Annotated in this window: 13 protein-coding genes and 5 pseudogenes; 5 read left to right on the top strand and 13 right to left on the bottom strand. The window is 39.3% G+C overall.

Going from position 1 to position 16144, the window contains the following annotated elements; genetic code table 11:
- Positions 1-290: 290 nt before the first annotated feature.
- Positions 291-705: pseudogene (locus G5B06_RS11400) on the top strand (MobA/MobL family protein); the annotation flags it as partial.
- A 185-nt stretch (positions 706-890) separates the two neighbouring features.
- On the opposite strand, the gene G5B06_RS11405 reads toward G5B06_RS11400, so the two are convergent.
- From G5B06_RS11405 to G5B06_RS11445, 9 genes and pseudogenes are all read right to left on the bottom strand, one after another.
- On the bottom strand, positions 891-3335 hold the full coding sequence (locus G5B06_RS11405) for an ABC transporter permease (protein ID WP_118609024.1): 2445 nt from the start codon (positions 3333-3335) through the stop codon (positions 891-893).
- Entirely contained in the window at positions 3332-4006 is a 675-nt protein-coding gene (locus G5B06_RS11410; RefSeq protein ID WP_006426335.1) for an ABC transporter ATP-binding protein, read from the bottom strand. The genes G5B06_RS11405 and G5B06_RS11410 overlap by 4 nt, the downstream gene beginning before the upstream one ends.
- Positions 4007-4119: 113 nt before the next feature.
- Positions 4120-5364 carry a sensor histidine kinase gene (locus tag G5B06_RS11415; protein ID WP_173772075.1) on the bottom strand — a complete coding sequence of 415 codons (1245 nt, stop codon included), beginning with the start codon at positions 5362-5364 and terminating at the stop codon, positions 4120-4122.
- Entirely contained in the window at positions 5361-6050 is a 690-nt protein-coding gene (locus G5B06_RS11420) for a response regulator transcription factor (protein ID WP_173772076.1), read from the bottom strand. The genes G5B06_RS11415 and G5B06_RS11420 overlap by 4 nt, the downstream gene beginning before the upstream one ends.
- 20 nt (positions 6051-6070) lie before the next feature.
- A pseudogene (locus tag G5B06_RS11425) lies at positions 6071-6400 on the bottom strand (23S rRNA (uracil(1939)-C(5))-methyltransferase RlmD); the annotation flags it as partial.
- Positions 6345-8126, bottom strand: a complete 1782-nt coding sequence (locus G5B06_RS11430; RefSeq protein WP_173772077.1) for a recombinase family protein — start codon at positions 8124-8126, stop codon at positions 6345-6347. The gene G5B06_RS11430 and the pseudogene G5B06_RS11425, both read right to left, overlap by 56 nt.
- Before the next feature lie 69 nt (positions 8127-8195).
- Positions 8196-8345 (bottom strand): SHOCT domain-containing protein, encoded by a 150-nt coding sequence (locus G5B06_RS11435; RefSeq protein ID WP_117944158.1) that lies wholly within the window; start codon positions 8343-8345, stop codon positions 8196-8198.
- A 387-nt stretch (positions 8346-8732) separates the two neighbouring features.
- The gene (locus G5B06_RS11440; protein WP_117944159.1) at positions 8733-8984 is read right to left on the bottom strand and encodes a helix-turn-helix domain-containing protein; all 252 of its coding nucleotides are present in this window, start codon (positions 8982-8984) and stop codon (positions 8733-8735) included.
- The gene (locus tag G5B06_RS11445) at positions 8956-9408 is read right to left on the bottom strand and encodes a sigma factor-like helix-turn-helix DNA-binding protein (RefSeq protein WP_117944160.1); all 453 of its coding nucleotides are present in this window, start codon (positions 9406-9408) and stop codon (positions 8956-8958) included. The genes G5B06_RS11440 and G5B06_RS11445 overlap by 29 nt, the downstream gene beginning before the upstream one ends.
- 663 nt (positions 9409-10071) lie before the next feature.
- Here G5B06_RS11445 and G5B06_RS11450 point away from each other — a divergent pair.
- A pseudogene (locus G5B06_RS11450) lies at positions 10072-10434 on the top strand (helix-turn-helix domain-containing protein); the annotation flags it as partial.
- A gap of 218 nt (positions 10435-10652) precedes the next feature.
- Positions 10653-10826 (top strand): annotated as a pseudogene (locus G5B06_RS11455) (helix-turn-helix domain-containing protein); the annotation flags it as partial.
- 439 nt (positions 10827-11265) lie between these two features.
- On the opposite strand, the gene G5B06_RS11460 reads toward G5B06_RS11455, so the two are convergent.
- The 3 genes and pseudogenes from G5B06_RS11460 to G5B06_RS11470 form a co-directional block, all read right to left on the bottom strand.
- A complete protein-coding gene (locus G5B06_RS11460) occupies positions 11266-11679 on the bottom strand; it encodes a sigma factor-like helix-turn-helix DNA-binding protein (RefSeq protein ID WP_055214144.1) in 414 nt (137 codons plus the stop codon).
- Between the two features lie 475 nt (positions 11680-12154).
- The gene (locus G5B06_RS11465) at positions 12155-14482 is read right to left on the bottom strand and encodes an ABC transporter permease (protein ID WP_117944162.1); all 2328 of its coding nucleotides are present in this window, start codon (positions 14480-14482) and stop codon (positions 12155-12157) included.
- Positions 14479-14655: pseudogene (locus G5B06_RS11470) on the bottom strand (ABC transporter ATP-binding protein); the annotation flags it as partial. The pseudogene G5B06_RS11470 and the gene G5B06_RS11465, both read right to left, overlap by 4 nt.
- A 117-nt stretch (positions 14656-14772) precedes the next feature.
- Here G5B06_RS11470 and G5B06_RS11475 point away from each other — a divergent pair.
- Both G5B06_RS11475 and G5B06_RS11480 read left to right on the top strand, forming a co-directional pair.
- The gene (locus G5B06_RS11475; protein ID WP_055055841.1) at positions 14773-14955 is read left to right on the top strand and encodes a type II toxin-antitoxin system HicA family toxin; all 183 of its coding nucleotides are present in this window, start codon (positions 14773-14775) and stop codon (positions 14953-14955) included.
- Between the two features lie 33 nt (positions 14956-14988).
- A complete protein-coding gene (locus G5B06_RS11480; protein WP_055055840.1) occupies positions 14989-15390 on the top strand; it encodes a type II toxin-antitoxin system HicB family antitoxin in 402 nt (133 codons plus the stop codon).
- Positions 15391-15455: 65 nt separating this feature from the next.
- On the opposite strand, the gene G5B06_RS11485 is transcribed toward G5B06_RS11480, so the two are convergent.
- Positions 15456-16136 carry a hypothetical protein gene (locus G5B06_RS11485; protein ID WP_173772078.1) on the bottom strand — a complete coding sequence of 227 codons (681 nt, stop codon included), beginning with the start codon at positions 16134-16136 and terminating at the stop codon, positions 15456-15458.
- Positions 16137-16144: the final 8 nt, after the last annotated feature.

Genomic DNA, 16144 nt, shown 5'->3' on the forward strand with positions numbered 1-16144 from the left:
CTTTATCAGAGCTGAATAACGCCGCTGATATCGCACACAAACGAATTTATGACCGCATTCTGGAGAGATGTATTCCTGTCCGTATCAATAACCGGAATATCCGTCAGGACAACGCTTCCGCCAATTTGAAAGAGGCGAAGAAAATCCTGCTAAGCAATCCTGATTTGAACCAGAATTGAAACAACAGAGTATAACTCAATAGTTATTTCTCACTGGCAGTGGTGCTACTTTCTTTTCATATTCATCACCAGAAATATGCCACTGTCAGTTATCCGAAACTATAGTACTAGACCAGAAAGCATGGTCTCATTTATCAGGAAGTATTGCTCCCACCGATGGCTCCACCAGAATGGAAAGACCGTGAACAACTCTGGAATGCTGTGGAAGCTGCAGAAAAAACAAAAGACAGCCGACTGACAAGGGAATTTGTTGTCGCACTTCCCATTGAATTAGATAAGGACAGTAATATTTCTCTTCTTCAAAATTTTATTCAAAAGAATTTTGTGGATATGGGCATGTGTGCTGACTTTGCTATTCACGATACAGATGGACACAATCCTCATGCACACATTCTGCTTACCGTCCGTCCACTGAATGAAAACGGAACATGGCAGTATAAAACAGAAAAAGAATATCTCTGTATAAAAAATGGGAAAAAAAGGATTTACAGCTACTGAATCCAAATGCTGTTCTAGCAAGGGATTTTTCCCTTGAACCCATCATTTATGATATATGGTGGCGCTTTTCGCCCCCAAATAGTGAAAGTGGGGGCACTTTCTGCCCCCACTCAGGAAATGTTGCTAAAATACTGTTTAGATTTATCATACATACAAAATGGAAGTTATCTATTTCTCCTCTTCGTTAAGACCTAGTTCATTACATATTACTTGCTATCCCTGATACCTTATTCTTTCTACCAGCGTTTCCTTTTTCAGATTACTGCTTAAAACGCAGGAAAGTACAATCTGCAACAGACCGACCAAAAAAATCATAATAAAAATTGGTACGATTGGAACATGATAGATATTCATTCCAAATATTCCATTATGTTTTGCATAGGAAAAAAGTGCATAGCCGAGCGGCAGACCAATGATCAAAGCTACGCATATGGTACCAACCGTAAACATCATTCCCTGTAACTGCAGACATAAATTTAATTGTTTATTTGTCATACCCACAGCCTGTAATACACCATATTCCTGCTTTTTTGTCGTAATATTCATGATTATGGTGTTTGCCATATTCATAAAACCGATGAGTCCTACAACCGCCATAAACAGATAACAGCCAAGCTTCATCATGCGAGCTGTGAATTCTGCAGATTGTAACTGTGCATGATAGGTATCCATTTTTATATGCGAAGTATTAGAAATCAAAGTATTCAGACTCTGTTCCACAGATGCAACATCTTTTTTATCACAGTCCACCCACAAATAGCCATAGGCTGTTCCCCTCGGATTCATGGAACGGTATACACCTTCCGGAATGACAAGATAAGTGTCCGCGCTTACAAAGGATCCTGCAATCTTTCCCTGATAGGTATAGGTTTCACTTCCATTCTCAAAGTCAAATGCAATGGATTCACCCGGAGCATATCCATCTTGTTCCATCCACATCAACCAACCAAAGAAAATTTCACCATTCTTTACCGCCTGATCATAGTCCATAGAGCCAATATCCCCGTCTTGGCGCATAAAATCAAAATCATTTTTACTCACAATATCAGCCGGAAATCTTGTTCCGTTCAGATTTACAGAGACAATCTCTCTCGTCATGACATCTGTCACTCCTGGAATGCTTTTGATTTCTTCAATCATTGAATCATTCAATGGATTATCCGTCAGAATCGTATCCAGATTATTCTCCGGATATCTTTCATCGTACTCAGCAGAATAGTCAAGCTGCAGTTCAAATTGTCCATGATTAACGGAAAGACGTGCTTCATGCTCCGTATCAATATTTCCTACATAATTAGAGATAATCACAAACAATGCGCAGGAAAGCCCCAGTGTGAGGATGGTACCAATGGTTCTTTTTGGATTACCCGTTATATTTGCCATTGCCATAGAAAACACGGTGACATTTTTTCTGCCATTTCGTTTTCCTTTTTTGTGTGTTTCTGCATTTTCTAAATACCGTGTTGCTTCGATAGGTGAAATCCGTGAAACAATTTTCATTGGTTTACGCAGCGCCAAAGCAACGGTAAAAAATGACACGAAAATACATAGAAGCATAACAGGCAGGGAAAACAGTGGCATCTGCTGATTTTGGACTCCCATAGAGCCAGTTCCGGTTGATACAAAGTTTCCCTGTTCTACCAGCCAGTTAAAACCGCATTTTGCAATCAGAAAACCAAGAAGCAATCCAACTGGTATTGAAGAAATTGTCAAAAACATACCCTCTCTGAAGATCAGTTGTTTCATCTGCTTTTTTGTCGCTCCCAGAGCCTTGATTTTTCCATACTCCTGTATCTTGTTGGCAATACCGACCTGAAAAATATTATAAATGACCACAACAGAGAAAAGTACAATTGCAAGAATCAAAACCCCGCATACCGCAATCGTTTCATAACTCGGCTGCAAGACCCATTGCAAATAGAGATCATTGACTATAACGTTTTTTTCTTCGATCCCACAAGCTGCTGCAATCTGCTTTATAACCGAATCAATATTATTCATAGATACATTTGCAGAATCATTTAAAGTAAAATAAATATTATACTGTCTGTCATTCTCTGCGACATGCTCATCATAAAACTCCTGTGACCCGAAAGCAACATAAGATGCCTCGATGGTATACTCATCCCGATCATATAGGATTCCGCTGACAACAAATTCTTCCGGCTTATATTCTGACTGCATTCCTGCGCGGTAATCCAGTGTAACCGTATCTCCGATCTTTACATCACCATACCCCATTGCACGAAAAAATGCTCTTCCTGCGGCAATTTCCTGCATTTTTTCCGGATACTTTCCTTCCTTCAACTCATATTCTTTATTATAAGGAAGCATTTTTCTTGCAGTCTCATCCATGCAGACAAACCCGCCTTTTTCATTGCCTTTTATGATACCTTCGGTGCACATAGTGCCTGTAGCATCTATTTCCGCACGGCGGTTTACTTCTTTTAACTGCGATCCGTCTGCGGAAACAAACAGACCATAATTGCTTCCATATGATCCTGCCGCCTGACTTTTCTGTAAATGAATTACCCCATTTCCCACAGTACTGATGATAACAAGCAGCATCGTGGTCAGACAAATTGCCATCATGATCAGTATACTTCTTGTCCTGTTCCTTTTGTCATTGCTATATGCAATCCTGCTTATTGTCTTCATCTGAAATCCACCACCTGTCCGTCCTCAATCACCAGAATACGGTCAGCGACCTGTGCAATTTCGTCATCATGGGTAATCATTACAATTGTCTGTCCATATTTTTTTGCTGTCATCTTAAGCAGAGCGATTACCTCATCACTGGTCTTAGAATCAAGATTTCCTGTCGGCTCATCTGCAAATATAATTTCCGGACGATTCACCAGTGCTCTTGCAATTGCTACTCTCTGCTGCTGTCCTCCGGATAACTGATTTGGCAGATTATAAATCCGGTTTTCAATCCCCAGAGTTGCAATAATATCATTTACATACGCTTCATCCACTTTTCTTCCATCCAGCCCCAGTGGCAGTACAATATTTTCCCAGACATTAACAGATGAAACCAGATTAAATGCCTGAAAAACAAATCCGATTTTTCTTCTGCGGAAAACAGCAAGGGCATCTTCCTTCATCCTGTATAAATCTTTCCCTGCTAAAGTAACACTGCCTTTTGTCGGGGTGTCTAGCCCTCCAAGCATATGAAGTAATGTACTTTTACCGGAACCTGACTTTCCAACAATTGCGACAAATTCTCCCTGTTCAATCTGAATGTCCACCTGATTGACCGCTTTGACCTGATTCTCACCTGCGCCATAAAACTTACAAAGCTGCTTGGTTTCTAATATCACACTCATGTGTTGCCTCCTTTTCATCCTACATCCAAATTGTATCAGGGCAATCTTTCATTTCACTTTCAAAAAACGAGCAGAAGTCTTACAGAATTGTAAGATTTCTGCTCACTTAAAATTTAACCAACATATGGTAATTGAATCACAAACTTGCTTCCTTTTTTCTTTTTGCCGGAGGTTACCGTAATCGTACCTGCGTGTTTTTCGATAATTTCTCTCGATAGAAAAAGTCCGATTCCTGTACCACTCTTTTCCATGACCTCCTTGGAACTTCCTCTGTAAAATCGTTGAAAAATTTTGTGATACTCATTCTGCGGAATACCAATTCCCTGATCCTCAATTTCCATTCTTACAAGATCGTTTCTTTTTTGTAACCGGATAAATATTTTTGAACCACACGGACTGTACTTGACCGCATTATCCAGAACGTTGATCACAGCTTCACCAAGCCACCTTTTATCCTGCATAATCGTGCATGTTTCCAGCTCTTTTTCATAGTCAAAAACGAATTCAATTTCTTTCTCATCCGCTTTAGGATAAGTGCGGTTCACAGCAGATATGACAGTATCCATAAGTGGAAGTTTTTTCTTATTAATCTGAATCAGTCCAGTTTCCATCTTGGATATTTCAAGAAGCGACTGCAATAATGTCTCCAGTCCATCCAGAGCACTCCGACAACGGATACAAAACTCCTCCTGTTCTGTGGCACTTAAGTCATTCTGCATCAGCACACTAAAACATGTATCCAAAGCTGCAACCGGTGTCTTTAACTGGTGAGAAATATCAGAAACCATTTCTTTCGTGTTCTCCTTTTCTGCCCTTGCTTCTTCCTTTATCAACTGAATATGATGTCCGATTGCTTCAAGCTGGTCATTCAATTTTTCCAGTTCTGCATGATTTTCCGTTTTCAGTAAATCATCAAATTTATTTTCACGGAATCTGATCAGAATTTCTTCCAACTGGTCTAAAATTTTCTGATGACACGCATCTTCTTTTTTCTTCCAATAAAGTAAAAAAGTCAAAAGAAGCACGCATATCACAGTGCTTACAGCACCGGTCACCATAACCTGATGCCGGAATTGCGAATAAAATGCATTCCCTTTATTCCCCCAGTATCCATATTGCTCCAATAATCGCCTTCCCTGTTCGTTAGTTTCAATATCCTTATCCTTAAGCAATTCCGAAACAGCATCCAGCCCGGAAAATTCTTCCTTTGCAGCAATCTCTGTCATAAGATTCATTTTATATTTATAATCTTCATAAAACACATACGTGGTAAAGCAATTTAATATTGCAAACAATAATATGACAGGTAATACCAAGGAGAGTACTACTGTAATCTTCTTGCGATATCTCTTTGTCACTGCCTTACCTCATGATTCCATATATACCCAAGACCTCTGATATTCTTTATATAGACCGGTGCAGCCGGATTGTCTTCGATTTTCTCACGGAGTCTTCTGATATTGACAGCGATTGTATTTTCATCCACAAAATCCCCTTCCAGATCAAACACATTTTCCAATATTTGTGTTTTTGAAAGAATCTGTTTTGGATTCTGAAGAAAAAAAGTCAGCATTTTCAACTCCGTTTTTGTCAGACTGATTTCACGACTCTTTATCAGGACTTTCATTTCTCCTGCGATAAATACGATATCTCCCGAAATCATCTTTCCGGCTTCCGTTTTCTCCTGTCTGCGGCGGAAATGTGCTTCTATTTTCAAAAGAAGTACCGAAAGACTAAACGGCTTTGTAATATAATCATCTGCCCCTGCTTCATATCCCATGACCTGATCCATCTCCTGATCTAGTGCTGTAAGACAAATAATGTATGTATTATAATTGCATCTCATCCACCTTACAAATTCCAGTCCATTCCCATCCGGAAGATTCACATCACAAATGGTAACATCCACATTATTATCACTTGCAATTCTTTTCGCTTTTTTCACTGATTCTGCTGAAAAAACCTCATATCCGGATTTTTTCAGTGAGACTGTAATTCCACGATTTAAATTTTCATCATCTTCAACCACGAGTATACTTGGCATAGCATCTGCACCTCTCTTTATTAACTATTCATCTTAAAATGCTTCAATGCCTCCACAATTGCACTCTCTTTATCTTCTGGACACTGCGGTTGCCTGCTATCTTCATTTTTAGGTAAATTATAATTCTTTCCAACCTCAATTCCGCATTTTCTCTTTACCTGTGAGATATACAGATTGGAAACCTTCATGCCGGCATTATGTTCAGCCACATACTTCTTTATCTCATCATATGTAGCCTTAGTCTCTGCAGATGTTATATCCATATCATCAAGTTCAATCGTGACATTAATGTAATCATCCGGCTTTTGTTTCAGTTGGGACAAAAGAACAACCGTCTCCACATGTGTTGTCACTAGCATAGGAACACACATTCTTTACCTCGTCTGCGATATGGGAACACATTTCTTTCGCTGTTTCTACTGCTTTTGATTTCTTCCCAAATCGTTCTTTTGCGTTTCCAATTTCATTTTTGAATCCTGTTTTATATATGAAAATAATTTTATAGGGATCTTTCTCTCCATTTTCATCGTAACCACCGACAATAACTTTTTCGATGGTACTTTCAAATATTCCTCTGTCAAATTCTTCTAAAACTTGATTTTTTGACAATGCCTTCTTAAAATCTGCAAGTCTTCTTTGTAAGCTTCCCTCATTGTCATATTGCTGTTCCAACATACTCAGCTGTGATTTTGCTTCAGACAATTTCTTTTCATATCCCATATCTGTTTCCTCATAAATGTCTTTAGCTACAACACCTTCTAAATAATTTTCCAGCAACTTTTTTCTCTTATATTGAATATTATAAACGCTTCTATTAAGCTTTTCAATTTTATCTTCTATCGAATCTTCCAATAAAGTTTTCTCAACTCTCTTAATAAATTCCTCCAACACGTCTTTATGATCCATACATAACATGCGGTAAGATTCAATAAAAGCATCCTCTATAACCTGCTCTGGAATTCCTTTACTGTCTGGGCAAAACCTTTTACCATGCTTCGTTGATTCCACGCATTGCCAAATAGTTTTTGTATATTTTGAGCTGCTATGCCACCTTCGCCTTGATAAATTCGCACCACAAAATCCACACTCCAACATACAGCTAAATGCATACTGTCTACTGAATTTTTCTCTTTTCCCAGGAGCAACTCCCTTTTTACGTCCTCCATTACGACGTTCTCGTATTTCCTGGGCTCTTGCAAAAGTTTCCTCTGATATAATTGCTTCATGATGGTTCTTTATATAAAACCTATCTTCTTCACCAAGATTTTCCAACCTTCTCTTTGATATTGGATCTACTGTAAAAGTCTTTCCTAATAAAATATCTCCTTTATATTTTTCATTATTAATAATTCCCATCACACTGGAAGAGGTCCATGGATTTCCCCTAATGGTTGGTATTCCCTGTTCGTTTAATTCCCTTGCAATCATCGTACTTCCAGCTCCTGCAACATATCTATCAAATATGTATCGAACCGTTTCCGCACCTTCTTCATTAACAGAAAGCGATTTAGTCACCACATCATAATCATAACCTAAGCATCCCTGAAATCCAACGAGTTCTCCTCGTTTCATTTTCATCTTTAAGCCTTTTTTTACATATGCAGATGTATTTTCCACCTCTTGCTGTGCAACAGAACTTAAAATAGTCAGTAAAAATTCGCCATCCTTTAAGGTATTAATTTTTTCAACCTCAAAATATACTGCTATATTCCTTTCTCTTAGCATTCTTACATATTTTAATGTGTCTAAAGTATTTCTTGCAAATCGTGGAATACTCTTTGCAATTACCATATCAATATTTCCTGAAAGGCATTCCTGAATCAGTAACTGAAATTCTTCACGTTTATCTGTTTTCGTTCCTGTGATAGCTTTATCTGCAAAGACTCCGGCAAATACCCACTGTTTATTACTTTTAATCAAATCAGTATAATACCTGACCATTGAATTATAGCTTTTAATCTGATCTTCATCATCAGTACTAACACGACAATATGCGGCAACTCTTAATCTGTCAATCCTTCTTCCATTAGAAATATCTTCACCAGAACTATTCGCTTTAATGATTTCAACTTCCATTTCACCGATCCTTTCTTATGTATTCCTATCGTAGTGTTGATATTATTCTACAACGCAACTCTGTGCTAGTCAAGCAGTAATATTGGAAATTACACCATAATCTTTTTTTAGTTTTTTCTCTATTAAGCGATATTCATTTTCATTGATAAGTTTTAATGTTCTAAGTTGCTTTAGCATGGATAGCTGCATACTATATCTTAATAATTTTGTACTGTTCATTTTCCCTCCCTTATTTATTTTATAGATAATCCTGCAGGTAGCTGTCGGGTAACAGCTTCATTGGTATTTCACCATCTTTTCAGACCGGGCAGCCTTCCCGGAAGTATCATTATCAGAAACAGTCTCTTCGCAGCAAAAATCCCACTTTCTGATCACAGTCCAATATTTATCGCTCGTGCCTTTACTTCAATATCCCTTTGATATTTCTTCGTTTACAACATTTCCTCTTTGCGTCACGATGTCGCAAAGTAATAATGCAGACAGTCCTGGCGTATCCGCTGTATAGCTTCTCTGTTTCATATGTCCTGCAGGATAAATATTAAATTGTCAAGGTACAAGCAACGCTAAATATTCTTATCAGCAGAAAGGGATGCTCTTATACATTATTTAGCGAACCATTTTAAATCCCAGAATTGTTTTTATCAGTTTTGTTTCCAAGCGTCTGCGAAGCGTTTCATCCACACAATAATGAATACTTCCATATTCGTCATACATTTTTCTAATTGATAATTTTGCAATGTATCCCTCATAATGTTTCAATACTTTATTTATCGCCTGGATATCACCTTCCAATGCTCTTTCAATCACGCAAAGCGGTATCAATTTTTTATTACTTACACTTTTTTCTTCTGTTTTCATTTACATTTTCCTCCAGCATAGCCTTTAGTATTTCAAGTGATCGTGTTCGATGCTCATGTACCGTACTTCTGACAAGATTCAATTTTCTTGCTATATCAGCATCATTCATTTCCATAAAATACGACAAAAGAATAACATCCCGTTTTCTTTCCGTCAGTGCTTTCAATGCTTCTGCCAAAAGAGCATCTTTTACCACCACATCATAACCGCCTGCACGAAAATAGCTTTTTTCCAATGCATACTCATTGATTATAGAAAAATTCTCTATTTCCCGTTCCGATAATTCTGAAAACAAAACTTCATGTTTTCTAAGATATGCCAAATGTCTTTCATAATCCACCACTTCGCCTTTCAATGCTAATTTACATTTTCGATCAAATTGATGCCTGACTGTTTTTTCATCATAGGAAGAAGATTGCTCCATAGAGTTCACCTCCTTCCCGACCACAAGATATGAGCAAAGGTCTTTTTCCCTTTCCCCCTTATCCCGATTGAGAACTTCTCATTGTTCGGGTTTAAAAGAAAAACTCTATAAAAAGTTTTCGTAATATATAAAAAACGTCCTTACGGATTGAAATCCATTGGACGTTTTTATATAAATAATCTAATATTCAAAAAGTAATCTTCTCCCTTCTTTCTATGTAATAAAAAAGCGGAAATAATAATTTTATCATCTCCGCTTATTCTTACTATTTTCAATTTTATATTTCAAAATACCAACATACTGAGAAATTAAAATTATAAAGGTAGTCAATGCAATCAAAGAAAGCATATCCTGTATTAAACCAACTGTACAACAGATGGCAAATGCAATAACTCCGATTAAAATTTTCATAGTTACCTTTTTGCAATGTTCTTTTTCAGTATTGTTAAGTTCTCGATTAATACTCTCCACTGTTCACTCCGTTCACAGTAACGTAGCCAAAATTCATTCCAGATTGCCTGCGGCAATGGAATTTTGGCTTGTATGTCTCGGGATTTTGGCATATTCATGCCAAAACACCTCGCGGGACAGTGGTGTGTGAACAGTAACAATCATATTACATTCTCATAATCCAACCCGAAATGTACAATGATATAGGGTGATATGAGAATGAACCAAGATGAAAGAAGGTTTGACTTTCATGGGCTCGGGCTCGCTTTGAAACAGGCCAGAGAGGAAAAGGGCTGGACGCAAGCCTATGTGGCGAAGCTGGTCGGCAAGACTGACCGCACCATTATGAACATCGAGAACAAAGGCCAGCACCCCAGCTTCAACCTGTTTTTCAAACTCGTCACCCTGTTCGACATTTCCGTAGATCAGTTTTTCTATACAGAAGGTCAGCGTGGAGAGAACAGTTGCAGAAAGCACATTGATGTGCTTTTAAGCTCGATGAATGAGAAAGAGCTTGTTGTCATGGAGGCCACAGCCGAAGGGCTCAAGAAAGCCAGAGAAACGGAGGTTCAAGAGGTATGGCTGTTTTGCGTCAGCAGTATGTACTGGTGGAAGCAATCCAAGCATGGATTGCTTCATTAAAAAAGAATCAACAATAAATCATTATTCGGAAAGACCAGCAACTTTGAGTGGCGCTGGTCTTTTATATATGAATTATAAACTTCAACTAACCTGCATATAGTAACATTCCACGGGCAAAGTATGAATTATACAATGTAACCGGGTGATGTTATATGGCGAAAGTTGAAGATTGTCCCGGTTTTGAAACCTTCGGTGCAGATGTCAAAGCCGCACGAGAGGCAAATCGTCTGACACGAAAAACATTGGCAGAATTGGTTGGGATTGAATGGCGGTATCTTGCCAACATCGAAAAAGACAGCACGATTCCCAGCCTGCCTGTGATAATCTAGTTGATTAAAGTCTGCTGACTTTTCATCCCTTTCAACCCCTTACAAAAATCGGCATAATCAAGCCTATTGACCGGTATAATAACAGGTCTCCGCTGGCGCGGTTGTCATAACTCCGCAGCGTCGTTTTACTCGTGCGCCGCAGGGTTCCCCCCAAGTCTTTAGGAGGCCGTGAGGAAGTATCTTTAAGCCCCCGTGCAGTCCTCGCGCCGAATCTGCCACCATCCGCTTTGTGAAATCGTAGATCGCTCCGAAACAGCTTTGTTCATCACCTCCCTAGCTGCTCCATCTTCGCGGCGTTCCACACTCGCTCGTACACGGGTTATGTACCTGTTATGCTGTCTATGAAATTGTCAAAGTGCTGTTGAAGGTGGAAAACTTGTCCTTCTATTAACTCTGACAAAAAGAGCAAAAAACGAGCGCACCAAACGAAACTTTTTCAAAAATACTTTGCCAGCTGCTTCAGACCGCGCCGGATGCTGTCACGGACACGGCTTGGGTCTACACCCTCCGCTACTGCTATTTCGCTCACACGCATACCCAGGTAATACCGGGCATAGATTCGCTTAGCCTGCTTCTCCGGCAGAGCCATCACAGCGGCATAGAGCTGTTCCCGCAGCTGCTTTTCTTCCAGGAGCATTTCCGGCGTCTGGGGCTTCAGCAGGATCGCATTTTCAATGCCGTTGTCGCAGTCCAGGGAGTAGTGCGCCTTATAGCGATACATCCTCCGGTCATAGGCAGCCTCTACACGCTCAGCGGCTCGAATCGTCTCCAGCACATCTTCGGTTACTTCTACAAAGTGATCGTTTTTGTAAACATCGGGATATAAGTCCTTAAGATTGACTTTCTTCATTATGTACCTCCATTTCAATTCACGGGCGATTGACGAGTGAATAGAAAGGAGGCGGGGATCGGCAGCGACATACTTCGGGAGCCTTCCCGAAAAATCGACAATAAAAAGCGCCAGCTCCCTGCAATGGGAAACCGGCGCGACAAAAACACCTATTATTCTGCTTTAGTAGGAATGATAATGCCGATAGGTAGTCATACCTCCCCGGAGGAGGGGCAAGGCTTTTTTTAATTGGTGCAGCTCATGGGTACTATGAATAACGAAAATTGACATGGCGGTATCCTCCTAAATACCGCCCTCCTGATTGCATGAGCATCGATCCGAAAATCAAAAAGAAACGGCGGCTCTGATCTTTTCAAAGCCGCCGCTTCATAGGCGCATGGAAATGTGTCTGCTGTGCGACGGCTTTTTTTCTTTTGCCGTCGCCCGGCAGAATGTTATTCAATATTCTGATACACTTTATTGCAGACTACTATAATCAATTTCTCATTATTTCAATGACGGACTGCTTCTTCCACGAGTGAATAAGTAATATAGTCATCAAAACTTCGAGTAGTAACATTACAGTAACAAATAGTAAAAAGGCTCTGGTTGGAAATACAAATCCTGTAGACATTCCTGCTTTTTCAAGAAAAGTACCGATCATATATCCTCCAGGTATTCCAATAATAATAGTCATGAAAAGTGAAATTCCAGTATTGAAAAGCCCTTCTATCATAAAAGACTGTTCTAACTGTTTGTTTGTCATACCAATAGATTTTAGGGTTCCCATTTCTTGTTTCTGCGATAATAGGTTTGTAACAGTGAGATTAATTTGATTGATTACTGCAAACACCCATAGAATAGCCGAAATGATATAGGCTAAGGTAAAACCAGCTTGGTTATCTTCTTGATGTTCTTTTGTAAAATCTTGAAGGGTCTGTAAGCTAACTTCATCGTTCCCAGCAATTAAAGAACGAATTTTATTCTCCGCTTCCTGTATGCTTTCAGGCTCAGTCTGTACTTCTATCGCATAAGTGCAATCGTAACCAACAAGTTCATGCATCATTTTTTCGGGCATCCTAAAAATATAGCCACCCATTCCATCATTACTGGAGGTGATTGCACCAATTTTGAATGTTTTTGTTATTGTTTTACCACTATTATTTTTGAAATTAAAGGTCACAGTATTCCCAATTTGAGGTTTCCAATGGTAAACATCATAGACACGATCAGGATCACTTACAATTAACTCCGTGTTTTCTGTTATATTCCCCGATACAATAGCTGTGGTTAAGGAATCCATATCTTTTTCATTGTATCCCATCAACAAGGTTTCATCAGCAACATCATTGCTTGTTGAAAATTCAGCTGGTAATGTAGCGTAGGTAAACACATTACGAACACCATCCATAGTAGCAATGTTTCTATTTAGATCAGAAAAATATTCTTTGCGTAATACTGCATCTAAATTCTCACTATCATTTTCTAAATCTACACTGATTTTGAAATCCCCATGTCGTATATCCCAGTAACGAGCCATACTTTCTGCATTAAAAGAACTTTGATAACTCGCTGCAAAAAAGAAAATAATTCCGCATAGCCCCATTGAAAGTATCGTCAATACTGATTTTTTGCGATTCCTAAAAAAGCTGATTTTAGCTAAATATGCAGGTGTAATACGATGTCTTTTATGACTACGATAATTGATCGTTTCTACCTGATTTTTCAAGGCGGCTATCGGAGATACATTGGCAGCAATTCTTGCTGGCTTACGAACACTGATATATACAAGAAGTATTCCAAAAAGGCTTGCTCCACACAAAGAAACAGCAAAGGCAAATACAGACCATCCTTTTGATTGCAAGCAATAGCTGATAATCGTTCCCACTATGCTACCAATTAAAATGCCCGGAGAAGCAAGAATATAGCCTTGTTTAAGCACTATTTTATAAATCTGCTTTTTACTTGCTCCTATGGTTCGTAATTGTCCGAACTCAGCAACCTTTTGACCAACCGAAATGTAAAAAATACTGTAAATTACAAGTGCAGCAGCTAAAAAAAGAATTCCTGCAAGCACAATATATGCCGCATAATTACTAACCGAAAGCCCCGCGTTGACATAATCATAATAGCTGCTGACTGTCCAATCTTTTAATCCTGTGTTTTCCGAAATTTGGGATAATAGTTCCTCTGCTTCGTCTTTGGTAAAGGTATCGGCATTCTCAAGCCACACATATCCATTCAGTAAATCATTTCCCCTTAACTCCTGGCATTTTGCGAAAGAAACAAAAACAGGGTAAGCAGAAGCATCTTGGTCATGATATATGCCAACAATCGTATATTTTTTTACGGTCCCGTCTAAATTTAACTGGATTGTAGTATTGATTTTGGCAGGGACATTTTCACCTTCAAAAAAGGCATCTGTAACCGCAATTTCGTTTGATTGTTCTGGATATTTTCCCTCAAAATCTGGTATTAAATTGAACATCGTGTCATCATAGTAAATCAATGACAACTCTTTGGAATTTTGTTCAACTGTTTTAATGTTACAAGAAAGACCTATACTTTGAACGCCTTCTTCAGACGACAAATTTTCTTTGTCTTTTTGCGTAATATCAAAGAAAATTCCCTGATGTAATCCTGAAACCTCATTTTGGTTCTGATGAATAATATTTTGAACTGTCAGCAAAGACATCATAATCATTGCAACGGCAACAACAATCGCAGAAATACAGAACAAATTTTTCTTCTTATCAAAAGCTATACTTTTTTGTGCCATATTTTTGATTATAGCACCGGTATCATTTTCAAAAGGCCAAATCATAGTTCCATACCTCCGGTTATTTTTCCGTCCTCAATCCGTATGATGCGGTCTGCAAGACGGGCAATATCATCATTATGAGTAATCATAACGATCGTTTGATGAAATTCCACACTGGTTCGTTTGAGTAAGCCAATGACATCACTGCTTGTTTTACTGTCAAGGTTGCCTGTCGGTAGGTTCAATTTAGTAGTATGAAAATCTCTGTTATTTTTTACGTATTTTACGTATATTTTTATTGACATTACGTAAAATACGTGTTATTATATACTTGTAAGGAGGAAACAATACAAATGAGATTTCGAGAAATTGAAAAAATAGTCCTCAATGACGGATGGGAGTTGGTAGATGTGAGAGGTTCACATCACCAATACAAACACCCAACCAAAACGGGAAAAGTTACAATCCCAAATCATCGAGGCGACATTCCTCAAAGGGTTGTCAACTCCATACTCAAACAGGCGGGTCTCAAATGAGACCTGCCACCCATTAAAGAAAGGAGCGTTATCATGAATTATATTTATCCTGCTGTTTTTTATCCGGAGGACGACGGGAAATATTCAGTTATTTTCCCCGACCTCAATGATTTAGCAACTTACGGAGATAACCTTGCGGACGCTTTCGCAATGGCTCAAGAGGCTTGCGGTCAGTATTTATTCACATCCTTGCGTGATGGTGATGTTCTTCCCGCTCCGACCCCTCTTGATGCAGTCGAAAAGGACGAGGATGCAGCACTTGTCAATTTGATTTGTGTCAACCTCGACGAATACGCCCGTGCGTACAATGACAAGGCAGTCAAGAAAACTTTGAGTATTCCTGCATGGCTCAATACTGCATGTGAAAATTACGGTATCAACTATTCAAAAGTTTTGCAGGATGCGTTGATTGCCAAAATTCAAGCACGTTCATAAATCCATTATAGCACAAGGACGACACCCGTTTCCGGATGCCGTCCTCTTTTTTTGTCTGTATTCTCTTATAACTGCTCGAATTGTACATGCTCCGATTCTCCGGAGAGGTAAAGGTCGCCGATTGTTCTGACCATCTTCTTTCCGTCCACAACATGAATCTCTTTCACATAATATGACTGTCCTCTGATAGCACGACCGCAGATGTTGTCATTGCCACATTCTGCCGAACGTCTGATATTGAGTGAACCGTCACAAATGACTGTCACCCTCATTTTGCCCTGCGGAATGATGACCTTGTCCTCCTGCTGCTCCTCTGTCGCCTTGTCCGGCTCTGTATTCGCCCCATTTTCGCCGTTTTCCTGTTCGGTCGGTGGATTTGTCGCCTTATCCTCATTTGAGGCGTTCTCGTCGTCCTCTGCGTTCTTCTGCGATGTTTCCTGCTCATTGTCTCCGGTTGCAAGTTCGCTCACATCGTCATTGACCGTTGTCATTTCCTTGAGTGTCTCTGCGTCTACTGTTCCGGTCTTGTTTCCGTCCGCATCGTATGTGTTGACACTGCCGTCCGGATTTGTCTGTAACGCTCCCTCCGGAACATCATCCGTGAGCGAACCGATGACCTTTCCGGTTTCATCCCAAACAACGAGGCTCTCGTCCTTTGCTGCTGCCCTTAATGCTGCATCAAGTTTCTTGTACTCTTTGCAGTCCTCTTTCTTGAACTCTGTTCCTTTGCCTAAATAGTATAACATGTTTATTC

The organism is Blautia luti, assembly GCF_013304735.1.
In the GTDB taxonomy this organism is placed as follows: Bacteria; Bacillota; Clostridia; order Lachnospirales; family Lachnospiraceae; genus Blautia_A.

Coding starts and splice junctions, on each gene's coding strand:
- G5B06_RS11405 (WP_118609024.1), bottom strand. CDS start 3,335: ATGAAGACAATAAGCAGGATTGCATATAGCAATGACAAAAGGAACAGG.
- G5B06_RS11410 (WP_006426335.1), bottom strand. CDS start 4,006: ATGAGTGTGATATTAGAAACCAAGCAGCTTTGTAAGTTTTATGGCGCA.
- G5B06_RS11420 (WP_173772076.1), bottom strand. CDS start 6,050: ATGCCAAGTATACTCGTGGTTGAAGATGATGAAAATTTAAATCGTGGA.
- G5B06_RS11430 (WP_173772077.1), bottom strand. CDS start 8,126: ATGGAAGTTGAAATCATTAAAGCGAATAGTTCTGGTGAAGATATTTCT.
- G5B06_RS11435 (WP_117944158.1), bottom strand. CDS start 8,345: ATGAACAGTACAAAATTATTAAGATATAGTATGCAGCTATCCATGCTA.
- G5B06_RS11440 (WP_117944159.1), bottom strand. CDS start 8,984: ATGAAAACAGAAGAAAAAAGTGTAAGTAATAAAAAATTGATACCGCTT.
- G5B06_RS11445 (WP_117944160.1), bottom strand. CDS start 9,408: ATGGAGCAATCTTCTTCCTATGATGAAAAAACAGTCAGGCATCAATTT.
- G5B06_RS11460 (WP_055214144.1), bottom strand. CDS start 11,679: ATGAAGAAAGTCAATCTTAAGGACTTATATCCCGATGTTTACAAAAAC.
- G5B06_RS11465 (WP_117944162.1), bottom strand. CDS start 14,482: ATGATTTGGCCTTTTGAAAATGATACCGGTGCTATAATCAAAAATATG.
- G5B06_RS11475 (WP_055055841.1), top strand. CDS start 14,773: ATGAGATTTCGAGAAATTGAAAAAATAGTCCTCAATGACGGATGGGAG.
- G5B06_RS11480 (WP_055055840.1), top strand. CDS start 14,989: ATGAATTATATTTATCCTGCTGTTTTTTATCCGGAGGACGACGGGAAA.
- G5B06_RS11485 (WP_173772078.1), bottom strand. CDS start 16,136: ATGTTATACTATTTAGGCAAAGGAACAGAGTTCAAGAAAGAGGACTGC.